The sequence below is a fragment of the Solwaraspora sp. WMMD792 genome (assembly GCF_029626105.1).
Classification (GTDB): domain Bacteria; phylum Actinomycetota; class Actinomycetes; order Mycobacteriales; family Micromonosporaceae; genus Micromonospora_E.
Genome location: NZ_JARUBH010000009.1, coordinates 6,498,421 through 6,518,506, shown reverse-complemented (window position 1 = coordinate 6,518,506; position 20,086 = coordinate 6,498,421). Strand labels below are relative to the sequence as shown.

Genomic DNA, 20,086 nt, shown 5'->3' with positions numbered 1-20,086 from the left:
GTCAATTGACGCACTGCGGCACGCCGCAGACAACGCGTCGCCCCGGCATCGCGACGGCACGTCGCAGCACCCGCACCGCACCGACGCGACGTCGGTGCCGACGACCATCGGACGCGCCGGCTCGGCGCGCCACACAACCGGAGCCCTTCCGGCACCGGCCACAACCGGCGCGCACCGTGCGCACCGCACAACCGGCGCCGTCACGGCGCCGCATCCGACACGCGCCCTCAGGAACAGGCGGGGCGCACCACGAGAGGCACCCCCGACACCTGATGACTGACATTTTCGATCACAACGCCGGTGACGAGCCGGCGAAACGCCCACCGGCACGGCCGGACAGCCCCACCTTCGCCGACCTGGGCGCCCGCCCGGAGACGGTGACCGCTCTCGCCGAGGTCGGCATCGTCCACGCCTTCGCCATCCAGGAGTACGCCCTGCCGATCGCGCTGCGCGGCAGCGACCTGATCGGCCAGGCACCGACCGGGACCGGCAAGACGCTCGGCTTCGGCGTACCGCTCATCGACCGGGTGCTCGCGCCGGCCGAGGGCGGTGACGGCGTGCCGCAGGCACTCGTCGTCGTCCCGACCCGCGAGCTCGGCCTGCAGGTCGCCAAGGACCTGGCCGCCGCCGGCAGCACCCGGGGCGTGCGGGTGCTGCCGATCTACGGTGGCGTCGCGTACGAGCCGCAGATCGAGACGCTGCGCTCCGGCGTGGAGATCCTGGTCGGTACGCCGGGTCGGTTGATGGACCTGGCCAAGCAGAAGAAGCTGCGGCTGGACCGGATCCGGGCGCTGGTGCTGGACGAGGCCGACCGGATGCTCGATCTGGGCTTCCTCGACGACGTCGAGCGGATCCTGGCGATGCTGCCGGAGGACCGGCAGACGATGCTGTTCTCCGCCACGATGCCCGACCCGATCGTGGCCCTCTCCCGGCGGTTCCTGCGCCACCCGGTGACCATCCACGCCGGGCACACCACGGAGGCGGGCGTTCCCCCGCTGACCCGTCAGGTGGTCTACCGCACCCACCCGATGAACAAGATCGAGATCGTCGCCCGGATCCTGCAGGCCGAGGAGCGCGGGCTGACGATGATCTTCACGCGTACCAAGCGGGCGGCCGACCGGGTCGCCGAGGACCTGGACTTCCGTGGCTTCGCGGTGGCCGCCGTGCACGGCGACCTCGGCCAGGGAGCCCGGGAACGGGCGCTGCGCGCCTTCCGTACCGGAAAGATCGACATCCTGGTGGCCACCGACGTCGCCGCCCGCGGCCTGGACGTCTCCGGCGTCACCCACGTCATCAACTACGACTGCCCGGAGGACCAGGACACCTACACCCACCGGATCGGTCGCACCGGCCGGGCCGGCGCGACCGGGGTGGCGGTGACCTTCGTCGACTGGGAGGACATGACCCGGTGGCGGATCATCGACAAAACCCTCGGGCTGGAGATGCCCGAGCCGCCGGAGACGTACCACACCTCCGAGCACCTCTACGCAGACCTGGACATCTCCCGCGACGTCTCCGGCACGCTGCCCAGCGCCGACCGTACCCGCGCCGGGCTGTCCGCCGAGGTCGAGGAGGACCTCGGCGGGCGCAGCGCCGGTCGACGGCGGCGCGGTGACGGCGACGGCCGCGCCGAGCGCGGAGCACGCGGCGACAGCCGGGGCCGCCGGTCGTCGCGGTCGCGTCGCTCCGCCGCGCCGGACGACACCGACCGGTCCGCCGCCACCGCGACGACCGCCGGTGAGGACGATGCCCCGGCCAGGCGCCGGCCACGTCGGCGGCGGCGCGGCGGCCAGCTCGTCGACGGCGGCGCCGGCGCCGACTCCGGTGCGGCGTCCACCGGCGGTACGGAGATCACGGCCGCCGCCACGTCGGACGGCGGCTCGGGCGGTTCGCCGCGCCGCCGACGGCGCCGCCGGGGTGGCTCAGGGGGTGCCGGCCGGGCCGACCAGGGCAGCGGCGGCGAAAACTGACTCGGTCCCTCGCCGACGCCCTCGACGACGTCCGGGCGCTGCTGCTCAGCCCGCAGCTCACCCGGGCGGTCGCCGCCGGGCGTCGGCGCAACGCCGCCCCATCGCTCGTTCGGGCCGAGCTCCGGCCGGTCGCCCTGCGGGCCGGCACCCATCTGCAGATCGTCACCAACGACGGCACCCGGCCGGTGACCCGTAACCTGCCGCCGGGTGCCCCCGCCGAAGCAGCGGTCGACCAGCTGCTCGCCGAGCCGTTCGGCAACTGGCACGTCGAGACCAGCACCAGCACGCTGCAGCTGCGGGTGACCAAGAAGGGCACCGCGCAGGTGCACCGGTCCACCGCCGACCGGGCCGACACCGGCCCCGGCGACCACGACCGGGCCAAGCGGTACCTGCTGGATCCGGACGACCCGCTGTTCGCCGCGATCGGCGCCAACGCCGCGAAACGACGCCAGGTCGACGCGTTCCTGCGGGCGCTCGCCGCCACCCTGCCCGACACGCTGCCCGCCGGGCCGCTGCACGTCGTCGACCTGGGCTGCGGCAACGCCTACCTGACCTTCGCGGCCTACCGTTACCTGGTCGCCCGCGGCGCGCAGCCGGTGGTAACCGGCGTCGACGTCCGCGAGGACCAGCGGCGGCGCAACACGGCGCTGGCCGACCAGCTCGGCTGCGCCGGGCAGGTCCGGTTCGTCGCCGGCACGATCCGGCAGGCACCGGTCGAGCCGGCACCTGACCTGGTGCTGGCGTTGCACGCCTGCGACACCGCCACCGACGAGGCGCTGGCCCGCGCCGTCGACTGGCAGGCCCGGTGGGTGCTGGCCGCGCCCTGCTGCCACCACGACATCGCCGCCCAGCTGCGCCGGCAGCCGGCACCGCAGCCGTACGGGCCGCTGGTCTCCGCCGGCATCCTGCGGGAACGGTTCGCCGACGTGCTCACCGACACGCTGCGGGCGACCCTGCTCCGGGCGTACGGCTACCGGGTGGACGTGGTCGAGTTCATCGACTCCCAGCACACGCCGCGCAACCTGCTGCTGCGGGCCCGGCGCGGCGGCGTACCGGACCGGCGCGAGCAGCACCGGGCCTACCGGGCGCTGGTCGACCAGTGGGCGGTGACCCCCCGGCTGCAGACCCTGCTGCCGGCGGTACCAGACGACGCCGGGGCGGTGGTACCCGACGCCGCCGGGGCGACCGTGCCGGACGCCGCCGGGGCGACCGTGGTCAGTCGACCGTGACGGTGAACTCGGCGGTGTGCACCTCGCCGGCCACCTGGAAGTCCAGGAACAGCCGGTAGTCGCCGGAGCTCGGGGCGGTCAGCCAGAACTTCACCGCGCCGTCGACCAGCTCGGCCTCCGGGTGCACGTGCAGGTAGCCGAGGTCGCCGTCGCGCAGCGCGACCAGATGCCCGTACGCGCCGAGATAGGGCTCCAGCGTCGGGGCCTGGCCGGCCCGGCTCACCTCGAACAGCAGCGGCGTCACCACCCCGCGCTGCGCGACGCCGCGCATCCGTACGGTGAAGTCGTCAACCTCGGCGGTGTCGGCGGCGGCAGGCAGGTCGGCCGGCAGGTACTCGCCGGCCACCACGAGGTCGACGCCGAGCGTCAACGCGACCGGCGTACCGCCGGAGTCGCGCAAGGTGAAGTCGGTGTAGAGCCGCCAGATGCCGGCGGCGGCCAGCCGGACCGGGACGCTCCAGGTGCCGTCCGGTGCCATCGTCGGGTGCAGGTGCTGGTAGCCGGTCAGATCCCGGCGGGCGATGATCAGGTGCATCGGCTTGTCGTGCACCACGTCAAAGGCGGTGACCGGGCGCTGATCGGCGTCGACGATCTGAAAGCGCAGGTCGACCTGGTCGCCGATCGGCAACTGCCGCTGCACCGGCACCAGGGTGTAGCCGCCGACGCTGACCGACAGGCCGGACACCTGGGCACCGCCGTCACCGCCGTCGGTACCACCGCCGTGCACGTGCGGGGTGGTCCCGGGCGGGTGGGTGTGGTCGGGCGCGCCGGCCGCGTACTGGGTGCCGATGCTGGTCGGGGCGGTCACCGCCCGGCCCAGGGCGAACCCGGCGAGCATCGCGAGCACGACGGCAGCCACCCCGGTCGCCAGCCGCACGGTCGACGTCCCCGGCCCCGTCGGGTCTGCCCGGTCCGTCGACTCAGCCGGCCCTGCCGGGTCTGTCGGCCCCGTCGGATCGCCGGCACCGGTCACTGTTTCTCCCACCTCGCCGACGGTAGTCGCTACCGGCCGGCAACGCCTCGGCCGGGTCGTCGGCTGGTCGTCGGCTGGACCATCGGCCGTGGCTTCCGCAACGCACCATCGTTGTACCATCCGTGACCGTTAATAGCTTGGCAGGTAGGGCAGCCGCCCTCGTCACCGCTGTAACCGCCACGTTGCTGCCGGCTCCGGCCCAGGCGCAGGCCTCGATCGCCGAGTTGGACCGGCGGATCGACCAGGCGGCCCACCAGTTGGAGACGGTGGTCGAGCAGTACAACGAGATCCGGCTGGACCTGCGCCACAACCAGGAACGCGCTGCTGGACTCAGCGAAACGATCATCGAACTGGACCGGCAGCTCGCGGTCCGACACGACCAGGTCGGCCAACTCGCGGCAAGCAACTACCGGGTGAACGGTGCCCGACCCGTCGCCACCCTGCTGTCCACCGCGTCGGCGGAACACTTCGTCGACCAGTTGCTCATCGCCGACGTGATCAACCGCGACAACGAGCGGACGATCGCCGGGCTGCGCGACACCCGCGACCGCAGCGAAGCGGCGCGCCGGGCGGCGAACGCGCTGATCGAGCAGCAGCTGCTGCAGCAGGAGCAGCTGTCCGCGACGCAACGGCAGATCGAGTCGGACATCCGGGCGCTGACCGAGCTGCGGGACCGCCAGCAGGCGCTGCTGAACCGGTCCGGTGCCGACGCCGCCGACCGCAGCCCGGCGGCCGGCCCGCTGCCCGAGGCGGCGACCGGCCGCGCGGCCAACGCCGTCGCCTTCGCCCACGCCCAGCTCGGCAAGCCGTACCGGTGGGGGTCGGCCGGGCCGCACTCGTACGACTGCTCCGGGCTGACCTCGGCGGCCTGGGCGAAGGCCGGGGTGCAGTTGCCGCACAACGCCCGCCGCCAGTTCGGCACCGTCACCCGGATCGGCCGCGCCCAGCTCCGCCCCGGTGACCTGGTCTTCTTCTACAGCAACGTGCAGCACGTCGGGATCTACATCGGGGCCGACCAGATGATCCACGCGCCGCGACACGGTGAAGTGGTCCGCGTCGACCGGATCGACCGGATGCCGATCAAGGGCTACGGCCGGCCGGGCTGACTCGGATCAGGCTGACCGGGCCGGGCTGACCGGGGCCGGGCGACCCCGTCCCGCTCGGACCGGGTCAGTTCGTGGTGGCGAGGGCGAACGGCAACACCGCCGGGGCACCGGAGCGCCGCAGCAGCCGGGCCACGACGGTCAACGTCCAGCCGGTGTCGACCAGGTCGTCGACCAGCAGCACCGGACCGGTCAGCCCGGACAACGCCGCAGCCAGCTCCGGCGGCGCGGCGAAGGCGTCGTGGACGGTACGGACCCGTTGGGCGCTGTTGCCCCGGCCCTGAGTCGACGGCGGCTCGGCCCAGGCCGGCTCGACCGAGCCGAGCAGCGGCAGCCGACCGACCTCGGCGATCCGTCGGGCGGTGCTGGCCACCAGTTCCGGGCGGGTCCGGGAGGCGACCGCCACCACCCCGACCGGTCGGGCCGGCCAGGGCTGGGCGCCGCGCGCCCACTCGCGGAGCACGTCGATCACCGCACCGGCGACGTCGGCCGGCAGCGCGGTGTCCGGCCGGCCGGCGGCGAGCAGGTCCCGCAGCCGGCTGCCCCAGCCCAGGTCGGACAGCCGCCCGACGGCCCGGCCGGGCAGTGCCTGCTCGTCGGGGCCGATCTTGCCGCGCAGCGGTACGCCGACCGCCTCCAGCCCGGTCGGCCAGAGCTTCTTCGGGGCGATCTCCACTCCGGCGCGGCCAAGGAAGGTCTCGGCGGCGCGCAGCGCGTCCGGGCTCACCTCGGACGGCAGCCACCCGCCGGCGCACCGGTCGCAGCGCCCGCACGGCTGGGCCTGCGGGTCGTCCAGGCAGTGGCGGAGGAACTCCATCCGGCAGCCGGGTCGGCCAGCCGGCGGGGCGGTGTCGGCCGGTACCGCGTACTCCTGCATGATCTGCTGTTCGGCGGTGCGCGCCTGGGCCACCCGGTGCAGCCGGGCGGCGTCGTAGTGCCACGGCTCGCCGGTGGCGACCCAGCCGCCGCGCACCCGGCGCACCGCGCCGTCCACGTCGAGCACCTTGAGCATCAGTTCGAGCCGGGTGCGCCGCAGGTCGACGATCGGCTCCAGGGCCTGGGTGGACAGCGGACGGCCGGCGTTTTCGAGGGCGGCGAGCACCGAACGCACCTGCTCCTCGCGGGGGAAGGCCAGCGACGCGAAGTACCGCCAGATCGCCTGGTCCTCGGGGCCGGGCAGCAGCACCACGTCGGCGTACCGGTCGCCGTCCAGGGCCCGGCCGGCCCGGCCCACCTGCTGGTAGTAGGCGATCGGTGACGGCGGCGCGCCGAGGTGCACCACGAAACCGAGGTCCGGCTTGTCGAATCCCATGCCGAGCGCGGACGTCGCCACCAGCGCTTTGATCTTGTTGTCCAGCAGGTCCTGTTCGGCGGCGCGGCGTTGCGCGTCGTCGGACTGGCCGCTGTACGCGGCGACGGCGTAGCCCCGGGAGCGCAGGAACTCGGCGGTCTCGGCGGCGGCCGCGACGGTGAGCGTGTAGACGATGCCGGAGCCGGGCAGCGCGTCGAGGTGATCGGCGAGCCAGCCGAGCCGGTGCGCGGTGCCGGGCAGGTCGAGCACGGCCAGCCGCAGCGACTGGCGGTCCAGCGGACCGCGCAGCACCAGCGTGTCGCCGAGCTTGCCGGCCCCGCCCTCGCTGGTGGCGCTGGTGTCGCCGAGCTGTTCGGCGACGTCGTCAGTGACCCGGGTGTTTGCGGTCGCGGTGGTGGCCAGCACCGGCGTCCCGGGGCGCAGCTCGCGCAGGAAGGTCCGGATCCGCCGGTAGTCGGGGCGGAAGTCGTGCCCCCAGTCCGACACGCAGTGCGCCTCGTCGATGACCAGCAGGCCGGTGGTGGCGGCCAGGCTGGGCAGCACGTTGTCCCGGAAGTCCGGGTTGTTCAGCCGCTCCGGGCTGATCAGCAGTACGTCGACCGTGCCGGCCCGGATCTCCGCGCTGACGGTGTCCCACTCGTCGAGGTTGGCGGAGTTGATCGTGCGGGCCTGGATGCCGGCCCGTTCGGCGGCGGCCACCTGGTTGCGCATCAACGCCAGCAGCGGCGAGACGATCACCGTCGGCCCGGCCGGTGCGGTCGGCACCGGCCCGGCCGGGGTGGCCGGGTCGGTGCCGGACGAGTCGGTGCCGGTGCCGGACGAGCCGGCGCGCAGCAGCGCGGTGGCGATGAAGTAGACCGCCGACTTGCCCCACCCGGTGCGCTGTACGCAGAGCACCCGCCGCCGGTCGACGACCAGCGCCTCGATGGCCCGCCACTGGTCGTCGCGCAACGTCGCGCCCGGCCCGGCCAGCCGGTGCAGCGTCTGCTCGGCGCGGTCGCGTAACTCGGCCCGGTCCGGCGTAACGGTCATGGGGTGGACCGTAACAAGGACCAGCGGAACCGACCGACCGGCGGCCCCGGGCCGGGCTCAGCGGGTGGCGGCGCGCACCGCCACGGCGGTGTCCGGATGGTCGGCGAACAGTCCGTCCAGCCCGAGTCCGTAGAACAGCTCGTACTCTGCGGTGATGTCGCCCCGGGCGGCCGGGTCGGAACCGATGCGGTGGTCGGCCGGCAGGAACTGGTTCTCCGCCCGGAACGTCCAGGCGTGCACCGCCAGCCGGGCCCGGTGGGCGTCGCGGATCAGCGAGGTCGGGGCCAGCAGCGCGCCGTCGGCGTCGCGCGGCACGATCAGGTCCTTGGTGGGCCCGATGGCGTCGGCGTACCGGCTGATCCAGGCGAGCCCGTCCGGGGTAGCCAGGTCGGTGTAGCCGCGCGGGTCACCGGCCACGACGAAGTCGTACGGCCGGCCGCTGCCGCCGAGCAGCTGGACCAGCCGTACGTCGGTCATCCGGCTCAGCTTGCGCAGGTTGGCGGTCTCGAAGGACTGGATGAACACCGCGTCGGTACGCCGGGTCAGCTTGTTGCGTCGCAGCGTGTCGACCAGCGGCTCCTCCAGCGGCAGCCCGATCGACTGGAAGTAGGTGGGGTGCTTGGTCTCCGGGTAGATGCCGATGGTCCGGCCCAGCCGCCGGCTCTCCGACCGGGCCAGGTCGATGACCTCCTGCAGGGTCGGCACCGCGAACTCGCCGTCGAACGCCGTGTTGGTCGGCCGGACCTGCGGCAGTCGCTCCACGGCCCGCAGGGCACGCAGCTCGGCCAGGGTGAAGTCCTCGGTGAACCAGCCGGTGACGGATCGCCCGTCGATGGTCTTGGTGGCCCGCCGGTCGGCGAACTCGGCGCGGTCGGCGACGTCGGTGGTGCCGGAGATCTCGTTCTCGTGCCGGGCGACCAGCACCCCGTCGGCGGTCGACACCAGGTCGGGCTCGATGTAGTCGGCGCCTTGACGGATCGCCAGCCGGTACGCCTCCAGGGTGTGCTCCGGCCGGTAGCCGCTGGCCCCTCGGTGCGCGATGACCAGTGGTTTCGGCTCGGCCTGCGGCGGCTTGCCGCGGGCCGCCGGGTCGGTCGCGGTGGCGGCGGACGGGATCGCCATGGTGGCCAGCAGGGTGCCGGCGAGCAGCATGATCGGCAGAGTACGCGACAACGTCGTCTCCTCACAGGGGTGTCGCAGGGCGTCGTCGGCGTCAGTGAAGACGCCCCAGGCGACGGGCGGGAGACCGGTGGGCGACGGGCGGACGGTGACCGGCCGACCACCACATGAATGTCGATCAATCTCCGGTGTTTTTCGGTTTTGCGGTGGTATGACATGTTTGATGCGCCGGCCGCTGCGAAACCCCGCCCGGATCGTGCCGATCGCGTTCCTCGGGGCGATCGCCGTGGGCACCGTACTGATGATGGTGCCGGCCAGCCGCCAGGGACCCGACTCGGCACCCCTCGTCACGGCCCTGTTCACCGCCACCTCGGCGGTCTGCGTGACCGGGCTGGCCGTCACCGACACCCCGGCCTACTGGACGCCGCTCGGCCTGGTGCTGATCACCGTGCTCACCCAGCTCGGCGGCTTCGGGATCATGTCGCTGGCCACCCTGCTCGGCCTGCTGGTGTCGCGCCGGCTGGGGCTGCGCAGCCGGCTCACCGCGCAGGCCGAGACCAACAGCCTCGCGCTGTCCGACATCCGGCGGGTGCTGCTGCGGATCGCGGCGACGATGCTCGGCGCCGAAACGACGATCACCCTCGTCCTGGCCGCCCGGCTGTGGCTGCACTACGACTACCCGCTGCCCCGGGCCCTGTGGTACGGGCTGTTCCACGCCGTCCAGGCGTTCAACAACGGCGGCTTCGCCCTCTACTCCGACGGGCTGGTCCAGTTCGTCGGTGACTGGTGGATCTGCCTGCCGCTGATCGTCGGCGTGGTGGTCGGCGGGCTCGGCTTCCCGGCCCTGTTCGAGCTGGCCCGCGAGCGCAGCCGGCCGCAGCGCTGGTCGGTGCACACCCGGCTGACCGTCTGGGGCACGTTGGCGCTGATCGGCACCGGCTTCGTCAGCATGCTCACCTTCGAGTGGGCCAACCCGCGTACCCTGGGCCCGCTCGACCTGCCCGAGAAGCTGCTGGCCGCGCTGTTCCAGGACGTGATGACCCGGTCCGGCGGGTTCAACACGGTCGACCCGGGAGAGTTCAACCCGGAGACGACGGCGGTCTCCATCGGGATGATGTTCATCGGCGGTGGCAGCGCCAGCACCGCCGGCGGCATCAAGGTGACCACCTTCTTCCTGCTCGCCTTCGTCATCTGGTCGGAGCTGCGCGGCGAGCACGACGTGGTGATCGGCCGACGCCGGATCGCGGCGGCCAGCCAGCGTCAGGCGCTGACCGTCGCGCTGATCGGCGTGGCGTTGGTCGGGGCCGGCACCCTGGCGCTGATCAGCCTGACCGACGACATCGGCGGCGAACAGGCGCTGTACGAGGTGACCTCGGCGTTCGGCACGACCGGGCTGTCCACCGGGATCACCGGCGACCTGCCCGACCCCGCTCAGGTGCTGCTCGTCGTGCTGATGTTCGTCGGCCGGATCGGCAGCGTCACGTTGGGCTCGGCGATCGCGTTGAACACCCGGCGGCGACGGTTCCACTACCCGGAGGAGCGACCCATCGTTGGCTGACCGTACCGGCACCAAATCCACCCGGACCGCTGTCATCATCGGGCTCGGCCGGTTCGGCGGCCAGATCGCCGATTCCATGCTGCGGATGGGCTTCGACGTGCTCGGCGTCGACTCCAGCCCGGCGGTGGTCCAGCAGTGGGCGGACCGCCTGACGTACGTGGTGCAGGCCGACTCGACCGACACCGAGGCGCTGCGTCAGCTGGGTCTGCGGGACTTCCAGCGGGTGGTGGTCGGCATCGGCTCGGATGTCGAGGCCAGCGTGTTGACCGTGCTCAGCCTCGCCGAGATCGGCGTCACCGAGGTGTGGGCCAAGGCGGTCTCCGGCAAGCACGGCAAGATCCTGCGTTCCGTCGGCGCCCGGCACGTCATCTACCCGGAGGCCGCGATGGGCGACCGGGTGGCACACCTGATCACCAGCAAGATGCTCGACTTCATCGAGTTCGACGACGGCTTCTCGATCGCCGAGACCCGGCTGCCGAGCGGTACGGCGGGCCGGCGGCTCGGCGAGACCGACCTGCGGTCGCGGTACGGGGTGACGGTGATCGGGGTGAAGATGCCGGGGGAGCGGTTCACCTACGCCGACCGGGAGACCGAACTGCGCGAAGGTGCTCTGCTGATCGTCTCCGGCACCACCGAACAGGTGCAGCGGTTCGCCGCCGCCACCTGAACCCGTACCCCGTCACCCGATCCCTACCGCCCATCGGTGGCCGACCGGGCCGGGGACGGGTCGGTGGCGGGCTGACCGGTCGCCGTTTCCAGCAGCTCGGTCGTCGCGCCCGCCGCCTGTCCGGCGACCGCCGCGACGGACACGTCGCAGATCAGCTCGTCGAGGTGGAACTCCAGCGGCAGGGTGTTGACCCCGTCGTAGTCACCGGCCAGCTGGAGCTGTGCGGTCGCCCCCGGGGCCAGGGTGGTGGCGTCGGCCGCGGGCCGCAGCCGTACGTCGCCGCCCTGCTGTTCCCACTGTCCGCCCCGCACCGCGGTGAGCCGCTGGGTGCCGGGGAAGGCGAAGCGCAACGACCAGTCGGTCAGCTCGGCGGACCCGGTGTTGGTGACGGTGGCCGCCGCGACGAACTCCCGCCCGGAGTCGCCGCGCACCGTGTATTCGACCCGGCAGGGCGCCGAGGACTGGGCGGCGAGCCCGAAGTTCGGCGGCGCGGCCACCGCCTCACGGAACCGGTCGGTGGCGGGCGTGGCACCGGCTCCGGCCCAGACCAGGGCGCTGAGCATCATCAGGCCGACCCCGATCACCACGGCTTCCGCCCGGCGCTGCACCCACGAGGTCCGCAGCCGGCGCCGCCGGCCCGTGCCGGTCGCGACCGGCAGGTCCAGCCCGGTGACCTCCAGCCCGCAGGTGACGTCGACGCCGACGGGTGGCGGGCCGTCGTCGGTGGCGCCGTCGGTGTCGGAGTCGGTGGCGGAGCCCGGCCGGTTCGGCAGCGGTGCCACCATCGACGGCGACAGCCCGGCGGCGACCCCGACGGCTGCCGCCAACGTCTTCGCCACCTCCTCGCTGGTCGGCCGGTCCGCCGGGCATTTGGCCAGGCACCGCAGGGTGAGGTCGACCACCTCGGCCGGCAGTCCGGCGACCGGCGGCATCGGGTCGGGCACGGTGTGCAGGTGTGCCCGCAGCATCTGGGTGACGCTCGCGGCCTGCCAGGGCAGCCGGCCGGTGAGTGAGCGGTAGAGCAGCAGGCCGACGGCGTACACGTCGGTGGCCGGGGAGACCTGGCCGCCGTTGAGGCGCTCCGGCGCCAGGTACGCCGGGGTGCCGAGCAGGTTGCCGTCCGGGCCGACGTCACTCTCGCCGGCCAACGCGGAGATGCCGAAGTCGACGACCTTTGCTCCGGTGCTGGTCAGCATGACGTTGGCCGGGGTGACGTCGCGGTGGACGACGCCGGTGGCGTGCGCGGCGGCCAGCGCCGAGGCGACCTCCGCGCAGGCCACCACCGCGTCCCGCCAGGACAGGATGTGTTCCCGGCGCAGCCGGGTGGCCAGCGACTCACCGTCGACCAGTTCCATCACCACGTACGGCAGGGTGGCTTCGTCCCGGACGGCTTCGCCGTAGTCGTAGACGTTGGTGATGTGCGGGTGGCACAGTCGGGCGGCGGCCTGCGCCTCCACCCGGATCCGGTGGTGGAACACCTGGTCCGGGGCGTACTGCGGGGCGAGGACCTTGATCGCGACCTGCCGGTCGAGGATTTCGTCGTAGCCGCGCCAGACCACCGACGTCCCGCCGGTGCCGAGCCGTTCGATCAGCCGGTACCGGTCACCAAGCAGTTGCCCGCAGTCGTTCGCCACCCCACCCATGACTCCCGAGTTGCCCGATCTGGCCCGAGCTACACCTGCGGAAACGCGTCAGGGGGCGACGAGCAGCTGGTCGACCGGGGCATAGTCGTCGGTGAGCGGCTGCGCGCCGGCCACGAAATCGGTCAGCTCGTCCCCGGCGAGCAGATCGAACTCGGCACCGACCGAAGCGGTCAACCGGGCCCGTACCTCGTCCAACGGCAGCGGCCGGTCGGCGGCGAGGATGACGAAGTTGCTGCCGCTGAGCCGGGTCGACGCCCCCGGCCGGGTGATCAGTGCCACCTCGGGAAACTCGGCCGCGACGGTGGCCACCTCGGCCTGGATGAACCGCAGCGGCGGGTAGTCGATCACGTTCTGCAGGTAGCTGCCGCCCGGTCGGATCACCCGGCGAATCTCGGCGGCCATCTCCCGGGTGGCCAGGTGCCAGGGCACGACCAGGTGCCCGAACGCGTCCCCGACGACCACGTCGACGCTGTCCGTGGGCAGGTCGGTGACCAGGATCCGGGCGTCGCCGACCACCACGGCCAGGTCGGGACCCGGCTGTACGTCGAGCTCCCGCACGCCCAGGTCGACCAGTCCACCGTCGATCTCGTAGACGGTGTTGCGGGTGCCTGGCCGGGTGGCACTGAGGTACCGGGGCATGGTGAAGCCACCGCCGCCGAGGTGCAGCGCGTCGAGCGGTTCCCCGGGTGGGGCGGTCACGTCGAGGGCGGCACCGATCCATTTGGTGTAGGCGAACTCCAGGTGGGTGGGGTCGTCGAGGTCCACGTACGAGTGGCGGGCCGAGTTGAGCAGCAGCAGCCGGCCGGAGCCGCGGTCCGGGTCGGCCTGCACGGTGGCGCAGTGGTACTCGGTCTCCACATCGCACGGATCGGGTGCGGCGACGGCGAGGCCGACGGCGAGCAGCCCGATCACGGCGACGGCGGACCGCGTGGCGGTGCCGGTCCGGCCGCCGGGCGCTGCGCCGCCGCCGGTGGCGGTGGCGGTGGCGGTGGCGGCGGGTGGCCGGGTGCGGTGCAGATACACCCCGAGGGCGATGCCGCTGCCGCCGAGCAGCAGCGCCAGCGTCATCATGATCACGCTGCTGGGTAGCGTGGCGACCAGGAAGAAGCCGGTGCCGAGGGTGGCGGTGATCGCGCCGAGCGTACCGATGCTGGACAGCTTGCCGACCACCTCGCCGGTGCGGTTCAGGTCGCCGAGCTGCAGTTTGATCACCAGTGGGGTGACCGCCGACAGCAGCGCGGCCGGCAGCACGATGGCCACCATGGTGAGCAGCAGGATGCCCACCACAGCGCTGCCGCGCAGCAGTTCACCGGCGTACCGCACCAGCGGAAGGGTGATCGCGGTGGTGATCCCGGCGAGGACCAGCGCGGCCGGCAGCAGCGGGCGGGGGTCGCGCCGGTCGGCGATCCGGCCACCGATCCAGGTGCCGTAGGCGATCGCGGCCAGCGCGACGCCGATCACCGCGCTGTTGGTCTGCAGGGTCACCCCGATGTACGGCCCGACCAGCCGCAGCGCGACGATCTCCAGCACCAGTACGGCGCCGCTGGAGACGAAGACCAGCGCGGCGGCCAGGCCGGGCCGCAGCGGCGTGGCCGGGTCGGCGCTGTCGGTGGCGACGTCCGGTGGTGGCGAGTCCATCGCTGTGATGGTACGCATCCCGCCCGCCGCCCGACCGGAGGTCAGCGATGCACGGGGGTGGTTCAGAGCATCGACAGATGCACGTGATTGGTGTGGTCGCCGGCCGGGCTGCCGCCGCCGTTGTACGACCGCCAACCGGTGCCGGGCATCCAGATCTGCCGGTACCAGATGACATAGAGCACACCGAGCCGGTCGGCGTTGTTGATGTAGTAGCTGGCGAGGTTGTTGCCGTACGTGCGGTTGCCGCCGGTGGCGGCGCGGTTCTGGAATCCGCCGGGTTCGGCGGAGAAGTCGCAGGCCCGGCCCTTGGGGTGCTCGCCGCTGCCGCCGTTGCGGAAGCAGGAGACGTACCGGGTGAAGCCGGCGGACTTCGCCTGGTTCAAGGCGTGCAGGGTGCGCGGGGTAATGCAGCCGGAGGTGGTCGGGTCGTCGACGTTGCAGGACTCGGAGGGCCAGGAGCCGTCGGAGTTGCGGGGCGCGGGTTTGGCGGCGGCCGAGGTGGTGCTGACGAATCCGCCGCTGGACTGGCCGCCGACGGCCGCCAGGGCGCGCTCGGCGTCCTGCTTTTTGCGGGCCATGATGGCGACCTGCTTTTCCTGCTCCCGTACCTCGTTGTCGATCGCGGCCTTGGCCCGGGCGGCCTGCTCGTGAGCTTCGGTGAGGGCCCGCAGGTTGCGGCCCTCCCGCTGGGCCATCACCTCCAGCCCGGCGGCGCGGTCCAGCATGTCGGCCGGGGAGGCGCTGTTCAGCAGCATGGTGACCGAGGTCAGTCGCCCCACCCGGTAGGACTCGGCCGCCATCAGCCCGACCTCGTCGGTGAGCGAGACGAGCCGCTCCTGTACGGCGTCGTACTGGGCGGTCAACTCCTTCTGGCGCTTCTTGGAGTTGTCCAGCTTGGCTTTCGCCTCGATGTGCCCCTTGGAAGCGGCTTCCAGGACCTCGCGCAGGCTCTTGTTGTCGCCTTCGTCCGGGGCGTCGGGTGCGGCCGAGGCGACCGGCGTGCCGATCACCAGCGCGATCGCGGTGACCAGCGCAACGAGTGACGCCGCCGCACCGGAGCGCCGCCGGAATTCCGTCGTGCCGACCACAGTCGCGTCCTCCTGGATCACTTTGTCGGGTCGCGGTCCGTAAACCGGGCACAGCTTACCGGATTTCACCGTCACCACTGGAACACCGGCGCGTCGAGTGCATTACCACATCATGCAGATGGCGCGCAGTCGAGTCTCAACTATTACCTGCAGCAATGAACTCATCACGCAAAATCAGCACGATTACAGATCGTGACGGCCGGCGTGTCGCACAGCCATCCCGGCGATGCCGCAGGGGTGCAATAAATTAAGCTAGCCTAACCTTATCCACAGTCTCCAGTGAGGATTTCGGTGCCACGTTCCGAGGCTCACGTCCGGACCCCACGGTCGCAACGCCACCTGACCCGGCTGTGCGAACATTTCGCCACCGCCGTACCGGTCAAATGGACCGCCGACCAGGGGCTGATCGACTTCGGCTTCGGTACCTGCCGGATCGACGCCACCGACGACAGTCTCACGCTGCACGCCGACAGCGACGACGACATCGGGCTCGCCCGGGTGGAGTACCTCGTCGGCGAACACCTGGAACGCGCCGGTGCCCGGGAGAGCCTGGCCGTCGACTGGCAGCCGGCCGGCGGCCGATGATCACTCGGCCGGCAGCAGCGCCGCCCGTACCTCCTGCCAGGCCGCGTCGGTCCGGGCCACCAGCAGCCCCGACCGGTCGTCGGTGAAGTCGTACGGGCTGCCGTCCAGCCGCATCGCGACGCCGCCGGTCTCCCGCACCAGCAGCGTGCCCGGCACGTGGTCCCACGGCAGGGTCCGCCAGAACACCGCGAAGTCCTGCTCCCCGGCGGCGATGTCCCAGTGCTCCCGGCCGGCGCAGTGCTGCCCCGGCAGCACCGCACCCACCCGGTCACCGCCGGCCTCGACAGCAGCCCGCACCGGCACCGGCAGATACTCCAGCGGCACCGCCCCGCGCAGCCGGCCCACCGGTGGCATGGTCGACGGCTGTTCCAGCCGTACCCCGTCCACCCAGCAACCGGACCCGCGCTCGGCCGTCACCAGCGACCCGGCCACCGGATCGAGAATCCAGCTCGCCACCGGCTCACCCCCGGCGAGCAGGGCCACCATCATCACGAACGGCCGACGGCCGGCCGCGTAGTTCGCCGTACCGTCGATCGGGTCGACAAGCCAGACCCGGCCGGCGTCGCCCAGCCGACGCAGCAGCCGCGGATCGACGGCGACCGCCTCCTCACCGACCACCACCGAACCCGGCGCCAGCCGACGCAGCCCGGCCGCGATGACCTCCTCGGCCTGCTGGTCGGCCACGGTGACCAGGTCACCTGGGGCCTTCTCGGTGATGTGCTCGGCGGACAGCTGGTTGAACCAGGGCAGCACCGCCCGCGCCGCCGCCTCCCGCAGCAGCTCACCCACCTCGTCGATCATGTGTCAGCCGCGCGGGGGCAGCTTCACCACGCTGACGAAGAACTCGTCGATCTGCCGGATCACCGCGATGAACCGCTCGAAGTCCACCGGCTTGGTCACGTACGCGTTCGCGTGCAGCTGGTAGGAGCGCAGGATGTCCTCGTCGGCCTGCGAGGTGGTGAGCACCACCACCGGGATCCGGCCCAACTCGTCGTCCTTCTTTATCTCCTCGAGGACCTCACGGCCGTCGCGCCGGGGCAGATTCAGGTCGAGCAGGATCAGGTCGGGCAGCACCGCATCGGCGTACTTGCCCTCCCGGCGCAGGTAGGCCAGGGCCTCGGCGCCGTCGGAGACGACGGTGAGCCGGTTACGGACCTTGTGCTCCTCGAACGCCTCCTGGGTCATCAGTACGTCACCCGGGTCGTCCTCGACCAGCAGCACCTCTATCGGGCTCGTGCCGTCCGGTTCGGTCATCACGCCATCGCCTCCTTCTCGGTGCCGCCGTCGGCCGACGCGGCGGACACCGGGTCCGGGCGGGCGGTCATCGGAAGCGTAAAACGAATCGCCGTACCTTCGTCGACCTGGGTGTCCACCCAGATCCGGCCGCCGTGGTACTCGACGATCTTCTTGCCGATCGCCAGCCCGATCCCGGTGCCCGGGTAGGCGTCCTTCGAGTGCAACCGCTGGAAGATCACGAAGATCTTGTCGGCGAACTCGGCCTCGATCCCGATGCCGTTGTCCCGGCAGGTGATCTCCCACTCGCCGGCCAGCTCACGAGCGGAGATCTCCACCCGGGGCGGCACCTGGGGCTGGCGGAACTTGAACGCGTTGCTGACCAGGTTGACCAGCAGATTCGTCAACAGCGGCTCCTCGCCGGGGACCACCGGCAGCTGCGACCAGGTCAGCTCGCCACCGGCGTACTCCCGGCTCGCCTCGGTCTGGCTGGCCACGTCGGTCATCACCTTGTTCAGGTCGACGTCGGTGAAGCCGGAGGTCATCCGGCCGATCCGGGAGAACGCCAGCAGATCGTTGATCAGCCGCTGCATCCGTTGCGCGCCGTCGACCGCGAAGGCGATGTACTGGTCCGCGCGGGCGTCCAGCTGACCGGCGTACCGGCGCTGCAGCAGCTGACAGAAGCTGGCCACCTTGCGCAGCGGCTCCTGCAGGTCGTGCGAGGCCACGTAGGCGAACTGCTCCAGGTCACGGTTGGAGCGGACCAGCTCCTCGGCCTGTTTCTGCAGCTGGCTGTTCACCCACTCGACCCGTTCCCGGGCCTCGCGCACCTCGGCCAGATCGGCGGCGATCTTGCGGCGCATGCCGTCGACGTCGCTGGCCAGCGCGGCCAGCTCCGGCGGCCCGACGTTGGCGATGTCCCGGTGGTATTCGCCGTTGGCCACCTGCCGCACCTGCGCGGCGAGACCGGTGACCGGGCCGATCACCAGGCGGTTCAGCGACATCAGCAGGACCACCCCGGCCAGTACCACCACCACGGCCGCCACGACCAGCAGACCGGCCAGCGTCCGACTGGTCCCCCGGGCGTCCGCCGCGACCTGGTTACGCACCGCGAGGATGTCCGTCTGCAATTGGTCTACGCCGGTCCGCAACGTGTCGAACCGCTGCCGGGCGGCGCCGTCGAGCAGCGCCTGCCCGGCGGTGGTCCCGTCCGTCTCGACGGCGGCAATCGCCGGCTCGGCGACCCGGTCCCGCCACTGCCGCGACTGGTCGGCGATCTCCTCGATCTGGTCGCGCAGTGGGTCGTCCGCGCCGAGCAGCCCGAGCATGTGGTCGATCAACTGCCGTTCCTGCACCACCCCCTGCCGGTACGGTTCGAGATCGGCCGGGTCACCGGAGACGGCGTAGCCGCGTACCCCGGTCTCCTGGTCGACCAGCACGGTCAGCAGGCTCTCCGCGTCGGCCCGCAGCGGGCCGACCTGGGTCAGGATGGTGTCGATGTGGTCCTGGTTGGCCCGGGCGACCAGGGCCGCGCCGCCGGCCAGCACCGCCAGCAGGCCGCCCACCACCACGCAGAGCAGCGTCACCCGGGCGCGCAGCGTCAACCGGCCGATCGGGCGTACGGTCACCGGCCACCGCCCCGGCTGACCAGCAGCATCGCCACGTCATCGGCGAGCGGGCCGCCGTTGATCTCCTCGGCCCGGCCGACCAGCCAGCCGGGCAGCGCCGGCAGCGGCACGTCCCGGGCCGCCGGCTCGGCCACCAGCCGTTGCAGGCCGGCCACGTCCAGCCGTTCGTCGGAGTCGCCGAGCCGCCCCTCGATCAGACCGTCGGTGTACATCAACAGGGACCACTCATCGGCGTCGAACTCCACATCGAAGGCGCGGGGCGGGCGGGGGTGGACGCCGAGCAGCAGGCCGCCCGGGGCGGGCACCGGCACGACCTGACCGTGGCGGAACAACAGCGGCGGCGGATGTCCCGCCAACCGTACAGTGGCCCGGTTGGCGGCCAGATCCAGCCGGATCGCGGCCACCGTCGCGAAGATCTCCCGCAGCCGGCGCTCGCTCATCAGCACCTGCTCCAGCGCCGGCAACACCGCGTCGTCGGGCACCCCGGCCAACACCAGCGCCCGCCAGGCGACCCGCAGCTCGACCCCGAACGCGGCCTCGTCGACGCCGTGCCCGCAGACATCGCCGACGATCAGGTCGATCCGCTCCGGGGTGGTCTGCACCACGTCGAAGAAGTCACCGCCGATCAGCGCGGCGTGCCGACCCGGCCGGTAGAAGGTGTGCACCGACACCTCGTCGGTGTCCATCAGCGGCTGCGGCAGCAGGCCGCGCTCCAGCCGGGCCGACTCGGCCTGCCGCAGCTCGACCTCGCGCAGCCGGCGGGCGTTCTCGTCGGCCCGTTTACGCTCGACGGCGTACCGCAGGGCGCGGCTCAACAGAACCCCGTCGACCTGGCCCTTGACCAGGTAGTCCTGGGCGCCTTCGGCGACCGCGTCGATGCCGAGGTGTTCGTCCTGCCGGCCGGTGAGCACGCAGACCGCCGCCCGGCCGGCCACGCCGAGCACCCGGCGCAGGCCGTCCAGCCCTTGCGCGTCCGGCAGCCCCAGGTCGAGCAGGACGCAGTCGACCCCGGCGATCCGCTCCCGGGCCTGGTTCAGGCTGTTCGCCACCACCAGGTCGACCGCCGCCTGCGCCTCTGCCAGCAACTCGCCGACCAGGAACGCGTCGCCCTCGTCGTCCTCGACCAGCAGCACCCGTAGCCGCTCCGCCGGCGTCACAGCAACCGGCGGGCCCGGCTCGGACCGAGGATGGGAACGGGGCGGAACGAGTGACGAACCGGTCATGCCGGCCTGCCGCTGGTCCGCCGCCGCGCCAGGTGAGTATCGATGGTGGGCTCCTTCTCGATGACCCGCTGATCGTCTCCCGGCC

Annotated in this window: 16 protein-coding genes; 6 read left to right on the top strand and 10 right to left on the bottom strand. The window is 72.3% G+C overall.

All coding sequences use genetic code 11. The features are described from left to right. Positions 1 to 272: 272 nt before the first annotated feature. Positions 273 to 1,970 carry a DEAD/DEAH box helicase gene (locus tag O7629_RS30300; RefSeq protein WP_278173585.1) on the top strand — a complete coding sequence of 566 codons (1,698 nt, stop codon included), beginning with the start codon at positions 273 to 275 and terminating at the stop codon, positions 1,968 to 1,970. Continuing rightward, the gene (locus O7629_RS30295) at positions 1,967 to 3,199 is read left to right on the top strand and encodes an SAM-dependent methyltransferase (protein WP_278174735.1); all 1,233 of its coding nucleotides are present in this window, start codon (positions 1,967 to 1,969) and stop codon (positions 3,197 to 3,199) included. Before O7629_RS30300 ends, O7629_RS30295 begins: the two co-directional genes overlap by 4 nt. On the opposite strand, the gene O7629_RS30290 is transcribed toward O7629_RS30295, so the two are convergent. Next, positions 3,186 to 4,076 carry a hypothetical protein gene (locus O7629_RS30290; RefSeq protein WP_278173584.1) on the bottom strand — a complete coding sequence of 297 codons (891 nt, stop codon included), beginning with the start codon at positions 4,074 to 4,076 and terminating at the stop codon, positions 3,186 to 3,188. The genes O7629_RS30295 and O7629_RS30290 overlap by 14 nt on opposite strands. 233 nt (positions 4,077 to 4,309) lie before the next feature. Here O7629_RS30290 and O7629_RS30285 point away from each other — a divergent pair, with 233 nt between their 5' ends. Further along, positions 4,310 to 5,278, top strand: a complete 969-nt coding sequence (locus O7629_RS30285; protein ID WP_278173583.1) for a C40 family peptidase — start codon at positions 4,310 to 4,312, stop codon at positions 5,276 to 5,278. A 64-nt stretch (positions 5,279 to 5,342) separates the two neighbouring features. On the opposite strand, the gene O7629_RS30280 is transcribed toward O7629_RS30285, so the two are convergent. Continuing rightward, positions 5,343 to 7,619, bottom strand: coding sequence for a DEAD/DEAH box helicase (locus O7629_RS30280; protein WP_278173582.1), 2,277 nt, complete (start codon positions 7,617 to 7,619; stop codon positions 5,343 to 5,345). A gap of 57 nt (positions 7,620 to 7,676) precedes the next feature. Next, on the bottom strand, positions 7,677 to 8,792 hold the full coding sequence (locus tag O7629_RS30275) for a glycerophosphodiester phosphodiesterase (RefSeq protein WP_278173580.1): 1,116 nt from the start codon (positions 8,790 to 8,792) through the stop codon (positions 7,677 to 7,679). Positions 8,793 to 8,961: 169 nt separating this feature from the next. Here O7629_RS30275 and O7629_RS30270 point away from each other — a divergent pair, with 169 nt between their 5' ends. Beyond that, positions 8,962 to 10,296 (top strand): potassium transporter TrkG, encoded by a 1,335-nt coding sequence (locus O7629_RS30270; protein WP_278173579.1) that lies wholly within the window; start codon positions 8,962 to 8,964, stop codon positions 10,294 to 10,296. Continuing rightward, on the top strand, positions 10,289 to 10,963 hold the full coding sequence (locus O7629_RS30265; RefSeq protein WP_278173578.1) for a TrkA family potassium uptake protein: 675 nt from the start codon (positions 10,289 to 10,291) through the stop codon (positions 10,961 to 10,963). The genes O7629_RS30270 and O7629_RS30265 overlap by 8 nt, the downstream gene beginning before the upstream one ends. A gap of 23 nt (positions 10,964 to 10,986) precedes the next feature. Here O7629_RS30265 and O7629_RS30260 read toward each other — a convergent pair whose 3' ends face one another. From O7629_RS30260 to O7629_RS30250, 3 genes are all read right to left on the bottom strand, one after another. Continuing rightward, complete coding sequence (locus O7629_RS30260) at positions 10,987 to 12,606, bottom strand: serine/threonine-protein kinase (RefSeq protein WP_278173577.1); 1,620 nt, start codon at positions 12,604 to 12,606, stop codon at positions 10,987 to 10,989. A gap of 48 nt (positions 12,607 to 12,654) precedes the next feature. Then, the gene (locus tag O7629_RS30255; RefSeq protein ID WP_278173576.1) at positions 12,655 to 14,244 is read right to left on the bottom strand and encodes a fused MFS/spermidine synthase; all 1,590 of its coding nucleotides are present in this window, start codon (positions 14,242 to 14,244) and stop codon (positions 12,655 to 12,657) included. 62 nt (positions 14,245 to 14,306) lie between these two features. Further along, on the bottom strand, positions 14,307 to 15,332 hold the full coding sequence (locus tag O7629_RS30250; protein ID WP_278173575.1) for a hypothetical protein: 1,026 nt from the start codon (positions 15,330 to 15,332) through the stop codon (positions 14,307 to 14,309). A gap of 291 nt (positions 15,333 to 15,623) precedes the next feature. Between O7629_RS30250 and O7629_RS30245 the strand changes: the two genes are divergently transcribed. Further along, positions 15,624 to 15,917, top strand: a complete 294-nt coding sequence (locus O7629_RS30245) for a DUF2218 domain-containing protein (protein WP_278173573.1) — start codon at positions 15,624 to 15,626, stop codon at positions 15,915 to 15,917. On the opposite strand, the gene O7629_RS30240 is transcribed toward O7629_RS30245, so the two are convergent. Genes O7629_RS30240 through O7629_RS30225 form a run of 4 tightly spaced genes read right to left on the bottom strand, consistent with a single transcriptional unit; the run spans position 15,918 to position 19,935 of the window. Next, positions 15,918 to 16,718, bottom strand: coding sequence for an inositol monophosphatase family protein (locus O7629_RS30240; RefSeq protein ID WP_278173571.1), 801 nt, complete (start codon positions 16,716 to 16,718; stop codon positions 15,918 to 15,920). A 3-nt stretch (positions 16,719 to 16,721) separates the two neighbouring features. Beyond that, positions 16,722 to 17,171 (bottom strand): response regulator, encoded by a 450-nt coding sequence (locus O7629_RS30235; protein ID WP_278173569.1) that lies wholly within the window; start codon positions 17,169 to 17,171, stop codon positions 16,722 to 16,724. After that, on the bottom strand, positions 17,171 to 18,778 hold the full coding sequence (locus tag O7629_RS30230; RefSeq protein WP_278173567.1) for a sensor histidine kinase: 1,608 nt from the start codon (positions 18,776 to 18,778) through the stop codon (positions 17,171 to 17,173). Before O7629_RS30230 ends, O7629_RS30235 begins: the two co-directional genes overlap by 1 nt. Then, the gene (locus O7629_RS30225; RefSeq protein ID WP_278173565.1) at positions 18,775 to 19,935 is read right to left on the bottom strand and encodes a fused response regulator/phosphatase; all 1,161 of its coding nucleotides are present in this window, start codon (positions 19,933 to 19,935) and stop codon (positions 18,775 to 18,777) included. Before O7629_RS30225 ends, O7629_RS30230 begins: the two co-directional genes overlap by 4 nt. Between the last annotated feature and the right edge of the window lie 151 nt (positions 19,936 to 20,086).

Excerpts from the sequence above, each read along its gene's own strand:
- O7629_RS30255 (WP_278173576.1), bottom strand. The coding sequence starts at position 14,244 with ATGGACTCGCCACCACCGGACGTCGCCACCGACAGCGCCGACCCGGCC.
- O7629_RS30270 (WP_278173579.1), top strand. The coding sequence starts at position 8,962 with ATGCGCCGGCCGCTGCGAAACCCCGCCCGGATCGTGCCGATCGCGTTC.
- O7629_RS30240 (WP_278173571.1), bottom strand. The coding sequence starts at position 16,718 with ATGATCGACGAGGTGGGTGAGCTGCTGCGGGAGGCGGCGGCGCGGGCG.
- O7629_RS30260 (WP_278173577.1), bottom strand. The coding sequence starts at position 12,606 with ATGGGTGGGGTGGCGAACGACTGCGGGCAACTGCTTGGTGACCGGTAC.
- O7629_RS30300 (WP_278173585.1), top strand. The coding sequence starts at position 273 with ATGACTGACATTTTCGATCACAACGCCGGTGACGAGCCGGCGAAACGC.
- O7629_RS30235 (WP_278173569.1), bottom strand. The coding sequence starts at position 17,171 with ATGACCGAACCGGACGGCACGAGCCCGATAGAGGTGCTGCTGGTCGAG.
- O7629_RS30280 (WP_278173582.1), bottom strand. The coding sequence starts at position 7,619 with ATGACCGTTACGCCGGACCGGGCCGAGTTACGCGACCGCGCCGAGCAG.